The sequence below is a fragment of the Paracoccus sulfuroxidans genome, from assembly GCF_007830335.1.
Lineage (GTDB): Bacteria > Pseudomonadota > Alphaproteobacteria > Rhodobacterales > Rhodobacteraceae > Paracoccus > Paracoccus sulfuroxidans.
This window is the reverse complement of the sequence record NZ_VLKU01000003.1, coordinates 98,661-117,784: the sequence shown is the minus strand read 5'-3', so window position 1 is coordinate 117,784 and position 19,124 is coordinate 98,661. Positions and strand designations below refer to the sequence as shown.

General features: G+C 64.8%; 17 protein-coding genes. 12 read left to right on the top strand and 5 right to left on the bottom strand.

Annotated features, from left to right (window positions below; genetic code table 11):
- Positions 1–28 precede the first annotated feature (28 nt).
- From IQ24_RS05460 to IQ24_RS05450, 3 genes are read left to right on the top strand one after another with little or no spacing between them, the layout of a single operon-like run.
- Positions 29–430 carry a ketosteroid isomerase-related protein gene (locus tag IQ24_RS05460; RefSeq protein WP_145396801.1) on the top strand — a complete coding sequence of 134 codons (402 nt, stop codon included), beginning with the start codon at positions 29–31 and terminating at the stop codon, positions 428–430.
- On the top strand, positions 427–1,008 hold the full coding sequence (locus IQ24_RS05455) for a GNAT family N-acetyltransferase (RefSeq protein ID WP_145396800.1): 582 nt from the start codon (positions 427–429) through the stop codon (positions 1,006–1,008). The genes IQ24_RS05460 and IQ24_RS05455 overlap by 4 nt, the downstream gene beginning before the upstream one ends.
- On the top strand, positions 1,005–1,871 hold the full coding sequence (locus tag IQ24_RS05450) for a carbon-nitrogen hydrolase family protein (protein WP_145396799.1): 867 nt from the start codon (positions 1,005–1,007) through the stop codon (positions 1,869–1,871). Before IQ24_RS05455 ends, IQ24_RS05450 begins: the two co-directional genes overlap by 4 nt.
- Positions 1,872–1,889: 18 nt before the next feature.
- On the opposite strand, the gene IQ24_RS05445 is transcribed toward IQ24_RS05450, so the two are convergent.
- The gene (locus IQ24_RS05445; RefSeq protein ID WP_145396798.1) at positions 1,890–3,356 is read right to left on the bottom strand and encodes an MORN repeat-containing protein; all 1,467 of its coding nucleotides are present in this window, start codon (positions 3,354–3,356) and stop codon (positions 1,890–1,892) included.
- A gap of 127 nt (positions 3,357–3,483) precedes the next feature.
- Between IQ24_RS05445 and IQ24_RS05440 the strand changes: the two genes are divergently transcribed.
- The gene (locus tag IQ24_RS05440) at positions 3,484–5,154 is read left to right on the top strand and encodes an NAD+ synthase (protein WP_145396797.1); all 1,671 of its coding nucleotides are present in this window, start codon (positions 3,484–3,486) and stop codon (positions 5,152–5,154) included.
- A gap of 75 nt (positions 5,155–5,229) precedes the next feature.
- Positions 5,230–5,676 carry a ribose 5-phosphate isomerase B gene (gene rpiB, locus IQ24_RS05435; RefSeq protein WP_145396796.1) on the top strand — a complete coding sequence of 149 codons (447 nt, stop codon included), beginning with the start codon at positions 5,230–5,232 and terminating at the stop codon, positions 5,674–5,676.
- A gap of 6 nt (positions 5,677–5,682) precedes the next feature.
- Here rpiB and pncB read toward each other — a convergent pair whose 3' ends face one another.
- Entirely contained in the window at positions 5,683–6,990 is a 1,308-nt protein-coding gene (gene pncB / locus IQ24_RS05430) for a nicotinate phosphoribosyltransferase (protein ID WP_199756492.1), read from the bottom strand.
- Positions 6,987–7,583, bottom strand: coding sequence for a bifunctional nicotinamidase/pyrazinamidase (gene pncA, locus IQ24_RS05425; RefSeq protein ID WP_145396795.1), 597 nt, complete (start codon positions 7,581–7,583; stop codon positions 6,987–6,989). Before pncA ends, pncB begins: the two co-directional genes overlap by 4 nt.
- Positions 7,584–7,724: 141 nt before the next feature.
- Between pncA and trhO the strand changes: the two genes are divergently transcribed.
- Positions 7,725–8,621, top strand: a complete 897-nt coding sequence (trhO, locus tag IQ24_RS05420) for an oxygen-dependent tRNA uridine(34) hydroxylase TrhO (RefSeq protein WP_145396794.1) — start codon at positions 7,725–7,727, stop codon at positions 8,619–8,621.
- 108 nt (positions 8,622–8,729) lie between these two features.
- A complete protein-coding gene (locus IQ24_RS05415) occupies positions 8,730–9,935 on the top strand; it encodes a calcium-binding protein (protein ID WP_145396793.1) in 1,206 nt (401 codons plus the stop codon).
- A gap of 47 nt (positions 9,936–9,982) precedes the next feature.
- On the opposite strand, the gene IQ24_RS05410 is transcribed toward IQ24_RS05415, so the two are convergent.
- Together IQ24_RS05410 and IQ24_RS05405 are read right to left on the bottom strand one after the other, a co-directional pair.
- Positions 9,983–12,265, bottom strand: coding sequence for an NADP-dependent malic enzyme (locus IQ24_RS05410; protein ID WP_145396792.1), 2,283 nt, complete (start codon positions 12,263–12,265; stop codon positions 9,983–9,985).
- A gap of 107 nt (positions 12,266–12,372) precedes the next feature.
- Positions 12,373–13,416, bottom strand: coding sequence for a LacI family DNA-binding transcriptional regulator (locus IQ24_RS05405; RefSeq protein WP_145396791.1), 1,044 nt, complete (start codon positions 13,414–13,416; stop codon positions 12,373–12,375).
- A gap of 94 nt (positions 13,417–13,510) precedes the next feature.
- Between IQ24_RS05405 and IQ24_RS05400 the strand changes: the two genes are divergently transcribed.
- The 5 genes from IQ24_RS05400 to IQ24_RS05380 are packed head-to-tail and all read left to right on the top strand — an operon-like array spanning position 13,511 to position 19,108.
- Positions 13,511–14,563, top strand: coding sequence for a sugar phosphate isomerase/epimerase family protein (locus tag IQ24_RS05400; protein ID WP_145396790.1), 1,053 nt, complete (start codon positions 13,511–13,513; stop codon positions 14,561–14,563).
- Positions 14,560–15,657, top strand: coding sequence for a Gfo/Idh/MocA family protein (locus tag IQ24_RS05395; RefSeq protein ID WP_145396789.1), 1,098 nt, complete (start codon positions 14,560–14,562; stop codon positions 15,655–15,657). The genes IQ24_RS05400 and IQ24_RS05395 overlap by 4 nt, the downstream gene beginning before the upstream one ends.
- Positions 15,636–17,159, top strand: a complete 1,524-nt coding sequence (locus IQ24_RS05390) for a sugar ABC transporter ATP-binding protein (protein WP_422386262.1) — start codon at positions 15,636–15,638, stop codon at positions 17,157–17,159. Before IQ24_RS05395 ends, IQ24_RS05390 begins: the two co-directional genes overlap by 22 nt.
- Positions 17,156–18,124 (top strand): ABC transporter permease, encoded by a 969-nt coding sequence (locus tag IQ24_RS05385; RefSeq protein ID WP_145396787.1) that lies wholly within the window; start codon positions 17,156–17,158, stop codon positions 18,122–18,124. Before IQ24_RS05390 ends, IQ24_RS05385 begins: the two co-directional genes overlap by 4 nt.
- 21 nt (positions 18,125–18,145) lie before the next feature.
- A complete protein-coding gene (locus IQ24_RS05380) occupies positions 18,146–19,108 on the top strand; it encodes an ABC transporter substrate-binding protein (RefSeq protein ID WP_145396786.1) in 963 nt (320 codons plus the stop codon).
- The last annotated feature ends 16 nt before the right edge of the window (positions 19,109–19,124 follow it).

Here is a 19,124-nt window from a genome sequence, read left to right as displayed (position 1 = left end):
GACCGGGGAAAACCTGCAGGAGACCGCCATGGATACCAAAGCCCTGATCGCCGCCTATTACGACGCCTTCAACGCCGGACGTACCGACGAGATGCTGACCTATCTGCATGATGAGGTCGAGCATCACGTGAACGAAGGCGGCATCCGTCGCGGCAAGGACATGTTCGCCGAATTCAACGCGCATATGACCACCAGCTACAAGGAAAACCTGACCGATATCGTGATCTTCGCGAATGAGGCGGGCGACCGTGCGGCGGCGGAATTTGTGGTGAACGGGACCTATCTGAAAACCGATGAGGGCCTGCCCGAGGCTGCGGGCCAGACCTATCGCCTGCCCGCTGGCACCTTCTTCACCATCCGCGACGGCAAGATCGCGCGCGTGACCACCTATTACAACCTGAACGAATGGACCCGGCAGGTCGTCGGATGATCACCACCCGTATCCTGACGGGCGAGGCGGTGGGCGAGGTTCTGGAGGATCTGGCCCGCCTGCGCATCGCCGTGTTCAGGGACTGGCCCTATCTTTACGACGGCGATCTGGATTATGAGCGCGACTATCTGAAGGCCTATCAGTCGCCCGGCTCGGTCGTCGTCGCGGCCTATGACGGCCAGCGGATGGTCGGCGCCTCGACCGGCGCGCCGATGGAGGATCACGCGGGCGATTTCGCCGCCGCCTTCGCCCACCGCCCCGAGAAGCTGGACGAAATCTTCTATTGCGCGGAATCGGTGCTGCTGCCGGAATATCGCGGCCATGGCCTCGGCCACGCCTTCTTCGACGGGCGTGAGGCGCAGGGCCGCGCCCTTGGCCGCCGCTACAGCACCTTCTGCCGCGTCGTCCGCCCCGACGATCACCCCGCGCATCCCGCCGATTACCGCCCGCTGGACGGGTTCTGGCGCAAGCGCGGCTATGCCCCCCTGCCGGGCGTCATCGCCGAGTTCGACTGGAAAGACATCGGCGAAGCGTCCTCTACCAAGAAACCTCTGCAATTCTGGATGAAATCGCTGTGACCAAGGTCAGGATCGCCACCTCTGCCTATCCGTTCGACTGGTTCGACAGCTTTGCCGATTACGCGGCGAAGATCACCCGCTGGGTCGAGGAGGTCGCGGATTGCGACCTGATCGTCTTCCCCGAATATGGCGCGATGGAGCTGGCCTCGCTGGGTGGGCGCGAGATCGCGGCCGATCTGGAGCAGTCGCTGCATGAGGTCGCCCGCCATGCCGAGGCCCGCGACCGGCTGCATCTGGATCTGGCGAAGGCGCATGCCCTTTACATCCTCGCCGCCTCCGGCCCGGTGTTCGAAGCGGGCCGCCCCTATAACCGCGCGGTCCTGTTTGGCCCCGAGGGCATCGTCGGCCATCAGGACAAGCAGGTGATGACCCGGTTCGAGCGTGAGGATTGGGACGTCATCGGCGCCCCCGGCCTGCGCGTCTTTGACACCAGGGTCGGGCGTTTGGGCGTGCTGATCTGCTATGACAGCGAGTTTCCCCTGCTGGGCCGCACGCTGGCCGAGGCCGGGGCCGAGATCATCCTCGTGCCCTCCTGCACCGATACGGTCGCGGGCTTCAACCGGGTGCGCATCGGCTCGATGGCCCGCGCGCTGGAGTGTCAATGCGTGATCGTCCAATCGCCCACGGTCGGCGATTGCGACTGGAACCCGGCGATTGACGAAAACCGGGGGATCGCGGCGATCTATGCACCCTCGGACGGGCTCTGGCCGGAATCGGGCATCATTGCCGAGGGACAGATGGACCAGCCGGGCTGGGTCACGGCCGAGGTTGATCTGGCGCTGGTCGCCGAAAGCCGCCGCGACGGCAGGGTGCTGCCCTTCGCGCATTGGCCCGAAAGCGCGGCCAGCCGTCTGATCGACTAGGGCCGAAGCGCCGCGACCTTATTCGGTCGCGGGTTCTGCCGGCACCGTGGCCTCGGGCGTCTGGGGCGCGGGAGCATCCGGCGCAGCCTCGCCCGTGGCATCATCGGGCTTGGCCAGACGGTTGTCCTGCCATTCGCCGGAGTCGACCTCGCCCGTGGCATAGCGCATGACGCCATTGCCCTGCCGCTTTCCGGCGACGAAATGGCCGGTATAGACATCGCCGTTGCGATAGGTGGCAACGCCGTCGCCATCGATCTCGCCGTCTTTCCAGTTGCCCTCATAGCGGAAACCGTCGGGCGCGATCAGGCGGCCTTTGCCCTCGCGCAGGCCATCGACGAAATTGCCGTCATAGGTGGTGCCATCGGCATAGGTCGCCTGCCCCATGCCGTGGCGCTGCCCCTCGCGCCAGGCGCCGTTATAGACATAGCCGTCGGGATAGGTCATGCGCCCCTGGCCTTCGTTGCGGCCGCGCTTGAAGCCGCCCTCATAGACCAGACCGTTGGCGTATTTCGCGACGCCCTGCCCCTCGATCACGCCCGAGAGCCAGTCGCCCTCATAGGTCGCGCCATCGGGATAGGTGATCAGCCCGCGCCCGTCGGGCATGTCGTTCTTCAGCGCGCCTTCATAGACCGAGCCGTCGGGATAGGTGATGCGGCCAAGGCCCTCCATGCGGCCCTGCACCCAGTCGCCGACATAGACATAGCCGTCCGTGCCGGTAAAGGTGCCAGTGCCGTCATGCTTGTCGGCGCGGAAATTGCCCTCATAGCGGTCGCCGTTCGAATAGACGGCGATGCCCTGCCCCTCACGCTTGCCATTGGCCATGCGCCCTTCATAGGTGTCGCCCGAGGGCTGGACCAGCTTGCCCTGCCCGCTCATCTGCCCGGCCGACCACTCGCCCTCATAGGCCAGCCCGTCGGGCATCGTCAGCTTCCCGCGACCCGAGCGCTGGTTGCCCACCATGCCGCCTTCATAGATCGCGCCATCGGGATAGGTGATCTTGCCCTGCCCCTCTTTGACGCCCTGTTTCCAGTCGCCCTGATAGCGATAGCCGTTGGGCTGCGTCAGCACGCCCTGCCCGTCATGCAGCGCGTTCAGGAACCCGCCTTCATAGACCGAGCCATTGGCGTAATTCGCGATCCCCTGCCCGGTGATCTGGCCGTCCAGCCAGTCGCCCTCATAGGTGCCCTTGTCGGCATAGGTGATCTTGCCTTTGCCGTTCGGGCGGCCCTTGGCAAAGCTGCCCTCATAGACCGAGCCATTGGGGAATTTGGCGATGCCCTGCCCCAGGATCTCGCCCTCGACCCAATCGCCGGTATATTCGAACCCCGAGGGCAGCCGATAGGTGCCGCGCCCGTGCTGCTTGCCGTTGCGAAAGGTGCCCTCATAGACACCGCCATCGTCATATTGCTTGGTGACGACCGCCTGTGCACCGGCCATGCCCGCGCCGGCCAGTATCATCGCCATCGCGACAATCGCTGCCTTCATCGGTCCTGCCTCCGCCTGTTTGTTCTTCACGCCCCTTTACCCGATGGCGCGCCCGGGCGCAAAGGCCGACTTTTCCTTTGCCGCGTCGTCGCCTATCACTTGAACCAAATCCAGCAGGGAGACCGTGATGGCCGATCGTTTCCGCCTTACTCTTGGACAGCTGAACCCGACCGTCGGAGATCTTGCGGGCAATGCCGCCAAGGCCCGCGCCGCATGGGAGCAGGCGCGTCAGGCGGATGCCCAGATGCTGGCGCTGCCGGAGATGTTCATCACCGGCTATCAGACGCAGGATCTGGTGCTGAAACATGTCTTCGCCGATCAGGCGGTCGCCGCCATCGAGGCACTGGCGCAGGATTGCGCAGACGGTCCCGCCATCGGCATCGGTGGCCCCTTCCGGCAGGGCGACAAGCTTTACAACGCCTATTTCATCCTGGAAGGCGGCAAGGTCATTGCCCGCGTGCTGAAGCACGATCTGCCGCACAAGCAGTTGTTCGATGAGCTGCGCCTGTTCGATCCGGGCCCGATCAGCGGCCCCTACAGCATCAACGGCGTGCGCATCGGCAGCCCCATTTGCGAGGACGCCTGGTGGCCCGATGTCACCGAGACGCTGGCCGAAAGCGGGGCCGAGATCCTCGTGATCCCGAACGGCAGCCCCTATCACCGCAACAAGCTGGACCTGCGCATGTCGCATCTGGTGGCCCGCGTCGTGGAAAGCGATCTGCCGGTGGTCTATCTGAACTCGGTCGGCGGGCAGGATGACCAGATCTATGACGGCGCGAGTTTCGTCCTGAACCCCGGACCGCAGGGCGGCGCCGAAAAGGTCGTCCAGCTGGCTCCGTTTGACGAGATCGTCACCCATGTCGATTTCATCCGCACGCCGCAGGGCTGGCGGGCCGAAAAGGGTCGCATGGACCATCAGCCCGATGAATGGGAACAGGATTACCGCGCGATCACCGAGGGTTTGCGCGACTACATGCACAAATCGGGCTTCAAGACGGCGCTGCTGGGAATGTCGGGCGGCATCGACTCGGCGCTGGTCGCGACTATCGCCGCCGATGCCATCGGCCCCGAAAATGTGCGCTGCGTGATGCTGCCCAGCGAATACACCTCGGCCGCGAGCCTTGAGGATGCCAGCGACTGCGCCGGGCGTCTGGGCATCCGCATCGACACCGTGCAGATCGACGGTGCCCGTGACGCGGTGACGGATGCACTTGCCCATCTGATGGAGGGCACCAAGCCCGACACGACCGAGGAAAACATCCAGTCCCGCCTGCGCGGCGTGATGCTGATGGCGATTTCGAACAAGTTCGGGGGCCTTTTGCTGACCACCGGCAACAAATCCGAGGTCGCGGTCGGCTATGCCACCATCTATGGCGACATGGCGGGCGGCTATAATCCCCTGAAGGATCTTTATAAAACCCGCGTCTTCGAGACCTGCCGCTGGCGCAACCAGAACCATCGCGACTGGATGCTGGGCCGCGCGGGCGAGGTCATCACGCCGCGCATCATCTCGAAACCGCCCTCGGCCGAGCTGCGCCCCGACCAGAAGGATCAGGACAGCCTGCCGCCCTATGACGTGCTGGACGCCATCCTGACCGGGCTGATCGAGGATGACGCCTCGGTCAAGGAAATCGTCGCCCGCGGCTTTGACGCCGACACGGTGATGAAGGTCCAGCATCTGCTGCTGACCAGCGAATGGAAACGCTATCAGGCAGCACCCGGGCCTCGCGTCTCGACCCGCGCCTTCTGGCTGGACCGCCGCTATCCGCTGGTCAACAAATGGCGCGACAGGCCTTAAATTCATGGCCGTCGGGGCGATCCCGGCGGTGCAGGCCAGTGCAAAAACCCGACCTGACAAACAGGAACGAACCAAATGAATGCCAAGAAGCGCATCGTGCTGTCCAGCGATCACTCGGCCCTGCGGCTGCGCGGCCTGATCGCCACCCATCTGACCGAGAAGGGCTGGGAAGTGGTCGATATTGGCCCCATGACCGAGGAAAGCACGCCCTATCCCCAACATGGCGAGGCCGCCGCGCATCGTGTCGCCTCGGGCGATTGCAGGCTTGGGATCATCCTCTGCGGCACCGGACAGGGCATCATGATGGCCGCGAACAAGGTGAAGGGCATCCGCTGCGGCGTCTGTTCCGAAGCATTCTCGGCCCGCATGATCCGGCAGCACAATGACGCCAATATGCTGTCGATCGGCGCGCGCGTCGTGGGTGACGCGCTGGCGCTGGATATTGTCGACGCCTTCCTCGGCGCGGAATTCGAAGGCGGCCGCCACGCCACGCGGGTCGAGATGATCGCCGCGATGGAGTGAGGTCCCCTAGACCTCGACCTTCATCGCCTTCTGCGCGCCGACCTCGAAGATGCGCTTGTAGCGCTCGATCTCATCCTTCGGGCCGGTGGCCTTTTCGGGGTTGTCCGACAGCTTGACCGTGGGACGCCCGTCGGCCGCCACCGCCTTGCACACCAGCGAGAAGGGCGCGAGCCCATCACCCGGCACCAGACCGCGAAAATCATTCGTCAGCAGCGTGCCCCAGCCGAAGCTGACCTTCACCCGGCCGTGGAACTGCTGGAACAGCTCGGCCATCTTGGCGACGTCCAGCCCGTCCGAGAAGATGATGAGCTTTTCGCGCGGGTCCTCGCCCCGGCTTTGCCACCAGCGGATGGCCAGCTCGGCCCCCTCGGCCGGATCGCCGGAATCGATGCGAATGCCGGTCCAGCCAGCCAGCCAGCCGGGCGCGTGTTCCAGAAAATGCGCGCTGCCATAGGTGTCCGGCAGGATGATGCGCAGATTCCCGTCATGTTCCTCGTGCCAGTCGGCCAGAACGCGGTAGGGGGCCTGGCGCAGTTCATTTTCCGAGGTCGCAAGTGCTGCATAGACCATGGGCAGCTCATGGGCATTGGTGCCGATGGCCTCAATGTCGCGGCGCATGGCGATCAGGCAGTTCGAGGTGCCGATGAAGCGATCGCCCAGCCCCTCGATCATCGCCTGCACGCACCAGTCCTGCCACAGGAAGCTGTGCCGCCGCCGGGTGCCGAAATCGGCGATGCGCAGGTCGGAGCCCAGCTTGTCCAGCTCCTGGATCTTTTCCCACAGCCGGGCCATGGCGCGGGCGTAAAGCACCTGCAGCTCGAACTTGCCCATATCCTTCAGGACGGCGCGAGAGCGCAGCTCCATGATGATCGCGAGCGCGGGAATTTCCCACAGCATGACCTCGGGCCATTTGCCTTCGAAGGTCAGCTCATACTGGCCGTCACGCTTTTCCAGATGATAGGCGGGCAGGCGCAGGTTTTCGAGGAACTCCATGAAATCCGGGCGGAACATCTGGCGCTTGCCATAGAAGGTATTGCCGCGCAGCCAGGTGCTTTCGCCGCGCGTCAGCGACAGGCCGCGCACGTAATCCAGCTGCTCGCGCAGCTCGCCCTCATCGATCAGATCGGCCAGCCGGATGCTGGTCGAGCGGTTGATCAGGCTGAAGGTGACATTGGTGTCGGGCCGGTTGCGAAACACCGACTGGCACATCAGCAGCTTGTAGAAATCGGTGTCGATCAGCGAGCGGACGATCGGGTCGATCTTCCACTTGTGGTTATAGACGCGCGTGGCGATGTCGACGGTGGGTATCATCATGTCAGGGTGACTCCTGTCTCGCGCATGTCCTGCCGCGCCTTCGCCAATGAGCCGTCAAGGTCGATGGCCCGGCAGGCCGCCTCGGCCACGGTGGCATTGAAGCCCAGACGGGCCGCATCGATGGCCGACCAGGCGACGCAGAAATCGTGGGCCAGCCCGACGAAGGTCAGATCCGTGGCGCCCCGGTCGCGCAGATAGCCTGCAAGCCCCGTCGCGGTGCGGTGGTCATTGTCGAAGAATGCGGAATAGCTGTCGATGGCCGGATTGCTGCCCTTGCGGATCACCAGATCGGCGCGGTCCGTGCGGATGCCCGGGTGAAACCCGGCCCCGTCCGAGCCGATGACGCAATGGCGCGGCCACAGCACCTGCGGGCCATAAGGCATTTCCGTGACCGAAAAAGGCTCGGCGCCCGGATGGTTGTCGGCAAAGCTGGCGTGATCCGCAGGATGCCAGTCCTGCGTCAGGACCACGGTCTGGAAACCGTCCATCATCGCATTGATCGGCGCGACGATCTCATCCCCGCCCGCGACGGCAAGACGCCCGCCCGGACAGAAGTCCAGCTGCATATCGACGACGATCAGGGCTTTGGTCATGGTCCAATCTCCGTTTGCCAAAGTCGTAGGGGTCCGGGAAACGAGCGTCAATCGGTGAAACCATCCCTTTGTCGCAGGGATCACGCCCGAATCCCCGCCCCGCATCTTGATCCGAAACGCCTGCGGCGCTATGGGCCAGCCATGCTGACCGTCGCCGCGCTTTACCATTTCACCCGCTTTCCCGACCCCCAGGCGCTGAAGGCGCCGCTGGCGCGGATCGCCTGCACCAATGGCGTGCGCGGCACGCTGCTGCTGGCACGCGAAGGCATCAACGGCACCATCGCGGGTACCCGCGCGGGCATTGACGCCGTGCTGGACCACATCCGCGCCCTGCCCGGCTGCGCCACGCTGGAGTGGAAGGAAAGCACCGCGACCGAGATGCCCTTCGGTCGCATGAAGGTCCGCCTGAAGCGCGAGATCGTCACCATGGGACAGCCGGACGTCGACCCCACCGCCTCGGTAGGGAATTACGTCACGGCCAGCGAATGGAACGCGCTGATCAGCGCCCCCGATGTCGCCGTGATCGACACCCGCAACGATTACGAGGTCCGTATCGGCACCTTCGAAGGCGCGGTCGATCCGCAGACGAAAAGCTTCCGCGATTTCCCCGCCTGGTGGCGCGAGAACGCTCATCGCTTCCACAACAAGCGCATCGCGATGTTCTGCACCGGCGGCATCCGCTGCGAGAAATCGACGAATTTCCTGCTGTCCGAAGGCGTCGATCAGGTCTTTCACCTGAAAGGCGGGATCCTGAAATACCTCGAGGAGGTGCCGCAGGACGACAGCCTCTGGCAGGGCGAATGCTTCGTCTTCGACAAGCGCGTCAGCCTTGGCCACGGGCTGAAACAGGGCGAGTATGACCTCTGCCACGCCTGTCGCCGCCCGATTTCCGCCGCCGACAAGCTGCGCCCGGAATTCGAGGAAGGCGCCTCCTGCCACCAATGCCACGGCGAATACACCGACGCCGACCGTGCGCGCTTCCGTGAACGCCAGCGGCAGGCGGACCGGGGCGAGTGCTATACGCAGGACGCCGATTGACGGCAGGGTTAACGTTCTGTTAACCAATTATTTGATTTTATTGAATTTTATTTGATACACGCCTGCGCGCGGGCTAGGCTGGGGCTAACTTCGTTCTCAGGTACAGACATGCCCAGAATCATCAATGGTACAGCGCGAAACGATCGGCTGATCGCGCCCAATCTCTTCCCTTTCACCGACACCGTACAGATGAACGGTCTTGCCGGAGACGACTATTTGGAGGGCGCGTTTCTGCACTACAACCATCTGATCGGTGGGCTTGGGCATGACACGCTGAAGGGCGGGGCCTCGGGCAACCTGCTGGACGGCGGTGACGGCAATGACCTTCTGGATGCCTGGATCGGCGACGGCTACAACACCCTGCGCGGTGGGGCCGGAAATGACCGGCTGGTCGGCGGGAGTGGCGGTAACCTGCTGGATGGCGGCCTTGGAGCCGACACGATGGTCGGCGGCGACGGGGCGGACACCTATGTCGTGAACTCGCTTCTGGATCAGATCCAGGAAAGCTTCGTGCCCTTCTTCCAGAACGTCCCGAACCCGCGCGATCTGGTGCAAAGCTCGATCAGCTGGACGCTCGGATCGAATCTGGAAGATCTGACATTGATGGGTCAGGCCGCGCTCAACGGCACCGGCAATGGTCTGTCAAACGCGATCACCGGCAATGCGGGCAACAACATCTTGTTGGGCATGGCCGGGTCGGACACTCTTTCCGGTGGTGCCGGGGCGGATAAGTTGGACGGCGGCACCGGGAACGACGTACTGGATGGCGGGCTTGGCAACGACCTGATCGACGGCGGCTCGGGCATCGACACTCTGCGCTTCACCGGCACGGCAGCGATCAAGGTGAACCTTTTCCAGACCACGGCGCAGGTCACCGGACAAGGCACCGACATCATCCGCAACGTCGAGAATGTCATCTCGGGCGCGGGCAATGACGTGCTTTATGGAAGCGCCCTGGCCAATACGCTGGACGGTGGCGCGGGGCAGGATCTGCTGTGGGGTCTGGGCGGGAATGACCGGCTGCTGGGCGGTGCCGGGAATGACACCCTGCGCGGCGGTCTGGGTAACGACACGCTGACCGGCGGTCAGGGGCAGGACCGCTTTGTCTTCGCGCTTGGCGACGGCAATGACCGGATTACCGATTTCACCGACTTGCAGGACCGCATCACCATTCAGGGCGGCCCGAAATCCTTCAATCAGCTTACGATCACTGACCTTGGCGCGGATGCACGCATCAGCTTCGGCAATGTCTCGATCACGCTTACAAATTTCGACCACAGGCTTCTTGGTGCGGACGATTTCACCTTCGCCTGAAAAACCGCCCTGCCCCGGATTTTTCCGGGGCAGGCTCCAACGTCTGATTAACGAACCTGACCCAGCTTGCCCGCTGCAATCGCGGCCATGTTCAGGATGTCGTTCACCGTCGACACGGTCGAGCAGATCTGGATCGGCTGCGGCACGCCCGTCAGGATCGGCCCGATGACCGTCGCCCCGGCCATTTCCTGCAACAGCTTGACCGAGATCGAGGCCGAGTGCCGCGCCGGAACCACCATGACGTTTGCCGGACCCGTCAGACGCGAGAACGGGAATTTCGCCGCCTGCGCCGGGTTCAGCGCCACGTCGACAGTCATTTCGCCCTCATACTCGAAATCAACGCCGCGCCGGTCCAGAACCTCGGTGGCATTGGCCATCTTCACGGCGCGTTCGCTGACCGGATAGCCGAAGTTCGAGAAGGAGAGGAAAGCCACCCGCGGCTCCAGCCCCAGCCCACGGGCGACATGCGCGCCGCGCGTGGCGATATCGGCCAGATCCTCGGCCTCGGGCCATTCATGGACCAGCGTGTCGCCCATCAGGATCACCCGGCCATTGTGCAGCACGGCGGTGATGCCGACGGCGCCGTCAGCCGGCGTCACATCATAGACGCGTCCGATCTGCGACAGGACATGCGCGTTCTTGCGCGTAGCACCGGTCACCAGCCCGTCGCCATGGCCATGCATCAGCATCAGCGATGCAAAGACATGGCGGTCGCGGTTGACCAGCTTGTTCGAATCCTCGCGGTCGAAGCCCTTGCGCTGCAGCCGGGCATAAAGCGCGTCATGATACTGGTCCAGATGTCGGGAATTGCTGGCGTTCACGATGGTCAGTTCGCGCGCGGCATCGCCCATGCCTGCGGCTTCCAGCTTCTCTTTCACGTCATTCTCGCGCCCGACGACAAGGGAGGTGCCCATGCCGCCCCGCTGCCAGGCGACGGCGGCGCGCAGCACGCGCGGGTCGTCGCCCTCGGCGAAGATCATGCGAGCCTGCGCCTGACGCGCGCGCGCGTGGATGCCTTGCAGAATGGCCGCCGTCGGGTCCATCCGCGCCTTCAGCGACTGGACATAACCCTCCATGTCGATGATCGGGCGGCGGGCAACGCCGGTCTCCATCCCCGCCTGCGCGACGGCCGGAGGAATGACGTGGATCAGGCGCGGATCGAAGGGCGTCGGGATGATGTAATCGCGGCCGAACTGCAGCTTGCGGCCATAGGCGACGGCGACCTCATCGGGCACGTCCTCGCGCGCCAGCTGGGCCAGCGCGCGGGCGCAGGCAATCTTCATCTCATCGTTGATGGCGCGGGCGTGGATGTCCAGCGCGCCCCGGAACAGATAGGGGAAGCCCAGAACGTTGTTGACCTGGTTCGGATAATCGCTGCGGCCGGTCGCAACGATGGCGTCGGGACGGACGGCATGGGCCTCTTCCGGGGTAATCTCGGGATCGGGGTTCGCCATGGCGAAGATCACCGGATTGTCGGCCATCGACTGCACCATCGCAGGCGTGACCGCCCCCTTGGCCGAGACGCCCAGGAACACATCGGCCCCCCGCATCGCATCATCCAGCGTCCGCGCCTCGGTCACGACGGCATGAGCCGATTTCCACTGGTTCATGCCCTCGGTGCGTCCCTGATAGATCACGCCCTTGGTGTCGCACATGATGCAGTTTTCCTGGCGCGCGCCCATGGCCTTGACCAGTTCCAGACAGGCGATGCCCGCCGCGCCCGCGCCGTTCAGGACGATGCGCACGTCCTCGATCTTCTTGCCCGACATCTCCAGCGCGTTGATCAGCCCTGCGGCACAGATCACGGCGGTGCCGTGCTGGTCGTCGTGGAAGACGGGGATGTCGCAGAGCTCTTTCAGGCGCTGCTCGATGATGAAGCATTCGGGCGCCTTGATGTCTTCAAGATTGATGCCGCCGAAGGTGGGCGACATCAGGTGGACGGCCTTGATGATCTCATCGGCGTCCTCGGTGTCCAGCTCGATGTCGATGGCGTTCACGTCGGCGAAGCGCTTGAAGAGCACCGCCTTGCCCTCCATCACCGGTTTCGAGGCCAGCGCGCCCAGATTGCCCAGCCCCAGGATCGAGGTGCCGTTCGACACCACGGCGACCATGTTGCCCTTGACGGTATAGTCATAGGCGGTTTCGGGGTTGGCGGCGATCGCCTCGACCGGCACGGCCACGCCCGGCGAATAGGCCAGCGACAGGTCGCGCTGCGTCGCCATGGGGGTCGAGGCGACGACATCAAACTTCCCCGGCCGCGGCTCCATGTGATAGGCCAGCGCCTCTTCACGTGTGATGCGGGATTTGCGGGGGGTGTTGTCGTCGCTCATGTCGTCCTCCTGAAGCTGGGACTGCATACCGCCGCAGACAAATTTGCTCAAATGAGAAATACCTCACCGAGCGGGAAACTTCGTGATTTGACGGGCGTCAGTGGGACTCAGCCGCTGTTTCCGGGGCTTGGCGGCGCGGTTGAAGCGCGCAGCATCAGCTCGGGCGCGATGGTCACGCATTCGGGCGCGTCGCGCCCCTCGACCAGAGTCAGGATGGTGGTGGCGGCCAGCCGCCCGATCTCGCGCTTGGGCTGGCGGATCGTGGTCAGCGCCGGGGTCAGGTGCGAGACCAGCTCGATATCATCGAAGCCCACGACCGAGACGTCGCGCGGCACGACGAAACCGTGCCGCTGCAGGTCCGAGATGAAGGCGCAGGCCATCTCATCCGAGAAGGAGATCACCCCGGTCGGTCGCCGGTCGGGCGGCAATTCGCGCCACAGCCGCCCTGCCCTGTTGCCGCTCTCCAGCGTGAAATCCCCGGCGATCATCATGTAGCCCTCGGGCCCCAGCACGCGCTCGACCCCTTGCATGCGGGTGATGTGCAGGACGTTGCGGGTCGGGCCGCCGATGCAGGCGATGCGCCGATGGCCCAGCGATTTCAGATGTTCGGCGGCCATCGCGGCACCTGCGGCATTGTCCAGAACGACGCGCGGCAGGTCGCTGCCCTCGATCCATTCGCAGGCCATGACCAGAGGCGGGCCACGGTGCAGGTCCAGCAGTTCCTGCGCGCCGACCAGCCCGTCCAGCAGGATGACGCCATCCGCGCGTGAGGGGTCCAGAAAGCGCGCGAGCGCCCGGTGCCGTCCGCTTTCCGACTGGGTGTCGGCGACCAACAGGTCATAGCCCGCGACCTCAAGCGTGCGGCCCATGCCCGCAAGGATCTTGGCGAAAAACGGGTTCGCGAGGTTCGGCACCAGCGCCACGATGGCTCCGGTCCGCTGTTTGCGCAGGTTCCGCGCGGCATGATTGAGGCGGTAGCCCGAGGTGCGGATCGCCTCCATCACCGCATCGCGCGTCGCATCGGCGACCATGCCCGGGCGCGACAGCACGCGGCTGACCGTCGCCGGAGAGACCCCGGCAAGCCGCGCGACATCGGCCAGTCGCGTGGGTCCGGCCCGTGTCGTTCCCGTGGTTCTGCGTTCATCGCTCATATGATAATGATTAAGCAGGTCGGGTCAGTCACACAAGCGTCTTGCAATCGATTACATTGCGTGCATTCTTAGTGGGCCGACTGGGGGATTAACGATGAAGACGATGCAGGGTCCTGCGCTGTTTCTGGCGCAGTTCATCTCGGACAAGGCGCCGTTCAACAACTGGAATGACATCACGAAATGGGCGGCCGGGCTGGGCTATGCCGGAGTTCAGGTGCCGACCAACGTACCCTCGATCCTGGATCTGGACCTTGCCGTTGATTCGCCCGCCTACCGGGATGAGTTTCTGGGCATCGCCCGGCAGAACGGCGTCGCGGTCACCGAGCTTTCCTGCCATCTGCAGGGCCAGCTGGTCGCCGTGCACCCCGCCTATGATGCGGCCTTCGACGCCTTTGCCCCTGCGGCCGTTCACGGCAACCCGAAAGCGCGGCAGGCATGGGCCGAGGATCAGGTCGCCAAGACCATCCGCGCCAGCGCCGCCCTTGGCCTTAGCGCGATGGCCACGTTTTCCGGCGCGCTGGCCTGGCCCTATCTTTACCCCTGGCCGCAGCGCGCGCCGGGTCTGGTCGAGACTGCCTTCGACACGCTGGCCACCCGCTGGCGGCCGCTGCTGGATCTGGCCGAGACGCATGGCGTCGACATCTGCTATGAGATCCACCCGGGCGAGGATCTGCATGACGGCGTGACCTTCGAGATGTTCCTTGACCGTGTCGGTCAGCACAATCGCGCCAATATGCTGTACGATCCGTCGCATTACCTGTTGCAGCAGCTCGACTATCTTCAGAACATCGACATCTATCACCAGCGGATCCGCATGTTCCACGTCAAGGATGCCGAATTCAATCCGACCGGCCGTCAGGGTGTTTATGGCGGCTTCCAGTCATGGGTGGATCGCGCCGGGCGCTTCCGCAGCCTCGGCGACGGGCAAGTGGACTTCCGCTCGATCTTCTCGAAACTGGCGCAGTATGATTTCGAGGGCTGGGCCGTGGTCGAATGGGAATGCGCCCTGAAACACCCCGAGGACGGGGCCCGCGAAGGCGCGGCCTTCGTTCGCGACCACATCATCCGCGTCACCCCGCATGCATTCGACGATTTCGCCGCAGGCGCCGTCAATCAGCAGGCGATCAACAAGGCGCTTGGGCTATGACACCGATCCCCCTTGGCATGGTCGGCGGCGGCGCGGGGGCCTTCATCGGCGGCATCCACCGCATCGCCGCGCGGATGGACGGGCAATTCGCGCTGGTTGCGGGGGCGTTGTCCTCGGACCCAGCCCGCGCCCGCGCCTCGGCCGAGGAACTGGGGATCGCGCGCAGCTATGTCAGTTATGAGGACATGGCCGTGGCCGAGGCCGCCCGCCCCGACGGCATCCGCGCCGTCAGCATCGTCACCCCCAATCATCTGCACGCAGGTCCGGCCATCGCATTCCTGAATGCGGGCATTCATGTCATCTGCGACAAACCGCTGGCCGCCACGCAGGAACAGGCGCAGGCCATCGCGCAGGCGGCAGAGGCCTCGGGCGCGCGGTTCTTCCTGACCCATAACTATTGCGCCCTGCCCTTGGTGCGCGAGGCGCGCGCGCTGGTGGCCGAAGGGGCCATCGGCAGGCTGCGGCTGGTGCAGGTCGAATATCTGCAGGGCTGGCTGGCCGATCCCGCCGACGGCAAGCAGGCCGAATGGCGCACCGACCCCGCCCGCGCGGGCGCCGGAGCCATTGGCGACATCGGCACCCACGCCTGGCAACTCGCGCAATTCGTGACCGGAGAGACGCCCGAGGCGCTGTCGGCCGAACTTTCCAGCATAGTGCCGGGCCGTCCCATCGATGACGATGCCCGCATTGCGCTGCGCTATGCCAGCGGCGCGCGCGGCGGCATCTGGGCCAGTCAGGTCGCGGTCGGCTGCGAAAACCGGCTGACGCTGCGGCTGTTCGGCTCGGACGGGGCGCTGGAATGGGCGCAGGAGACGCCCGAGCGCCTGATCCACACGCCCAAGAACCAGCCGCCGCGCATTTTGACGCGGGCGCAGGACCGCTCGCAATCCTTCCGCACGCCGCCGGGCCACCCCGAGGGATATCTGGAGGGATTCGCCAATCTTTACAGCGATATCGCCGCCGTCATCCGGGGCGACGACCGGCACGCTGAGCGCATTCCGGGACTGCAGGACGGGCTGTCCGGCATGGCCTTCCTGCGGGCGGCGCAGGTCTCCTCGCGCCATGACGGCCAATGGACGAAGGTGACGCCATGACCCCGGTCCTTGCCCTTGACGGCGTTACCAAAAGCTTCGGACCCATCGAGGTTCTGCACGGCATCGACCTGGCCCTTTACGCGGGCGAGGTGCACGCGCTAATCGGCGAAAACGGCGCGGGCAAATCCACCATCATGAAGACGCTGGGCGGGTTTCTGGCCCCGACCGGCGGGCAGATCCTGCTGGACGGCCAGCCCGTCACCTTCGCCAGCAGCACCGAGGCCGAGGCGGCCGGGATCATCGTGATCCATCAGGAATTCAACCTGGCGCAGGACCTTTCGGTCGCCGCCAACGTCTTTCTGGGGCGCGAACTGGGCCATTGGCGGCTGGACCACCGCGCCATGCGCGAGGCGACGGCGGCCCTGCTGGAGCGGCTGCACAGCAAGATCTCGCCCGATGCGCTGATCCGCGACCTTTCGGTGCCGGACCGCCAGATGGTCGAGATCGCCAAGGCGCTGTCGCGCGACGCCCGCGTGCTGATCATGGATGAGCCCAGTGCCGTCCTGACCCATCGCGAGGTCGGTGCGCTTTACGATCAGGTCGAGCGGCTGCGCAATGCAGGCGTGGCGCTGATGTTCTGCTCGCACCGTCTGGATGAGGTCACGCATCTGGCCGACCGCGTCACCGTGCTGCGCGACGGCTCGGTCGTGCGCAAGGCGATGCGGGGTGAGCTGACCGAGGACGGCATGGCCACCGCCATGGTGGGCCGCGAGCTGACCGATTTCTTCCCGCCCAAGGGCGATCCCGCCGATCAGCCTGCGCTGGAGGTGCGGGGGCTGAATGTTCCCGGCAAGGTCCATGACGCGAGCTTCACCCTGCGCCGGGGCGAGGTTCTGGGCATCGCGGGTCTGGTCGGCGCAGGCCGCACCGAACTGGCCGAGGGGCTGGCCGGGCTGCGCCGCGCCTCGGGCGAGATCCGGATTGACGGCAAGCCCATCTCGATCCGCACCCCGCGCGATGCGGCGCGGGCGGGGCTGGCCTATCTGACCGAGGACCGCAAGGAAGCGGGCCTTTTGCTGACGAAATCGCTGCGCGAGAACCTGACCTTGGCCGCGCTGGAGAAATTCGGCCGCATCCACATCGATCAGCGCGCCGAACAGGCGGCGCTTGACCGCGCCATTCAGGAATTCGACATCCGTGCGCCCTCGCGCGATCTGCCGGTCGGCAATCTTTCGGGCGGCAACCAGCAGAAACTTCTGCTGGCCAAGACCATGCTGACCCAGCCGCGCATCATCGTCATCGACGAGCCGACGCGCGGCATCGACGTCGGCACCAAGCAGCAGATCTATGCCTTCATCCGGACGCTGGTCGCGCAGGGGCACAGCGTCATCGTCATCTCGTCCGAACTCAGCGAGGTGATGGGGCTGGCCGACCGCGTGCTGGTCATGCGTCAGGGCCGGATCGCAGGCGAGGTCACGGGCGACGAGATCAACGAGGACAATATCGTGCGGCTGGCCATGGGCGTCGGCAGCAGCGAGACGACAGGGGCAGGTGCCGCATGAAGATCAATTTCCATACCCTCGGCCCGCTGATCGCCCTGATCGTGCTGATCGCGCTTGGGGCGATGAAAAACCCCGCGCTGCTGGCCGAGGCGAACCTCATCAACGTGCTGGCGCGCTCGGCCTTCATCGGGCTGATCGCGGTGGGGATGACCTTCGTCATCACCTCGGGCGGGCTTGACCTCTCGGTCGGCTCGATGGCGGCCTTTCTGGCGGGCATCACCATTCTGGCGATGAACACGCTGGCGCCGATCACCGGCACCAACTGGGGCACGATCCTGCTGGGCATGGGGGTCGCGCTGCTGGGCGGTCTGGCCGCCGGGCTGATCAACGGGCTTCTGGTCACCAAGGCCCGGATCGAGCCCTTCATCGTCACCCTTGGCACCATGGGCATCTATCGCTCACTGGTGACATGGATCGCCGATGGCGGCACGCTGAGCCTCGCCTCGGACATGCGCACGCTCTATCGGCCGGTCTATTACTCGGGCATTCTGGGGATCACCTGGCCGATCATCGTCTTCGCGCTGGTCGCGATCCTCGGCCAATATGCCATGCGCAACACGCGCTTTGGCCGCCATGTCGAGGCCATCGGCTCGAACGACCGGGTGGCGCATTACTCGGCCGTGGACGTGAACCGCGTCAAGCTGATGACCTATGTGCTGCTGGGCGGTCTGGTGGGGCTTGCGACCATTCTTTACGTGCCGCGCCTTGGATCGGCCTCGGGCTCGACCGGCATGCTGTGGGAGCTTGAGGCCATCGCCTCGGTCATCATCGGCGGCACGGCGCTGAAGGGCGGCACGGGCCGCGTCTGGGGCACCGTGGTGGGCGTCCTGATCCTGTCCTTCATCGATAATATCCTGAACCTGACATCCATCGTCAGCCCCTATCTGAACGGGGCGATCCAGGGTGTCATCATCGTGCTTGCTGTCGTCTTGCAGCGAGGGAATTCGGCCGCCAACGCGCGGTAACTCATGGGAGGTAATGACCGAATGATCCGCAGAAACCTGTTGAAACTGCCGCTGGTTGCGGCCCTTCTGGCGGGAACCGCCGGCCTTGCCATGGCGCAGGACGGCGAAAAGAAGGTGATCGGCGTCTCGATCCCTTCGGCCACGCATGGCTTCATGGGCGGCCTGAACTGGCACGCGCAGGAAACCATCAAGCGGCTGGGCACGACCTATCCGAACCTTGAATTCGTGCTGACCACGGCGGGCGATGCCTCCAAGCAGGTCAATGACATCGAAGACATGGTCGCCGCGCGCAACATCGACGCGCTGGTCGTGCTGCCCTTCGAATCCGAGCCGCTGACCGCCCCGGTCAAATCGGTCAAGGATGCGGGTAAGTTCGTCACCGTCGTCGACCGTGGCCTGTCGGAAGAAGGCATCGAGGACCTCTATGTCGCGGGCGACAACACCGCCTTCGGTCGTGTCGCGGGTGAATATTTCCGCAACCATCTGGAATCCGGCAAGAAGATCGTGATCCTGCGCGGCATCCCGACGACGCTGGACAATGAGCGCGTCGAGGCCTTCGAGAAGGCGCTGGACGGCTCGGGGATCGAGATCCTCGACAAGCAGCACGGCAACTGGAACCGCGACGACGCTTTCACCGTGATGCAGGACTACCTGTCGAAATACCCGGAAATCGACGCGGTCTGGGCGGCGGATGACGACATGGCTCTGGGCGTACTGGAAGCCATCTCGGCGGCGGGCCGTCAGGACAAGATGTGGGTGATCGGCGGCGCCGGGATGAAGGACATCGTCAAGCGCATCATGGAGAAGGACCCGCAACTGCCGGTGAACGTGACCTATCCGCCGGCGCTGATCTCCTCCGCGATCGAGATGACGGCGCTGCACTTCACCTCGAACGCGCCGATGACCGGCCGGTTCATCATCGGGTCCGAGCTGATCACGCCCGAGAACGCGCAGCGCTTCTACTTCCCCGACAGCCCGTTCTGATCGGCTGACAAACTCT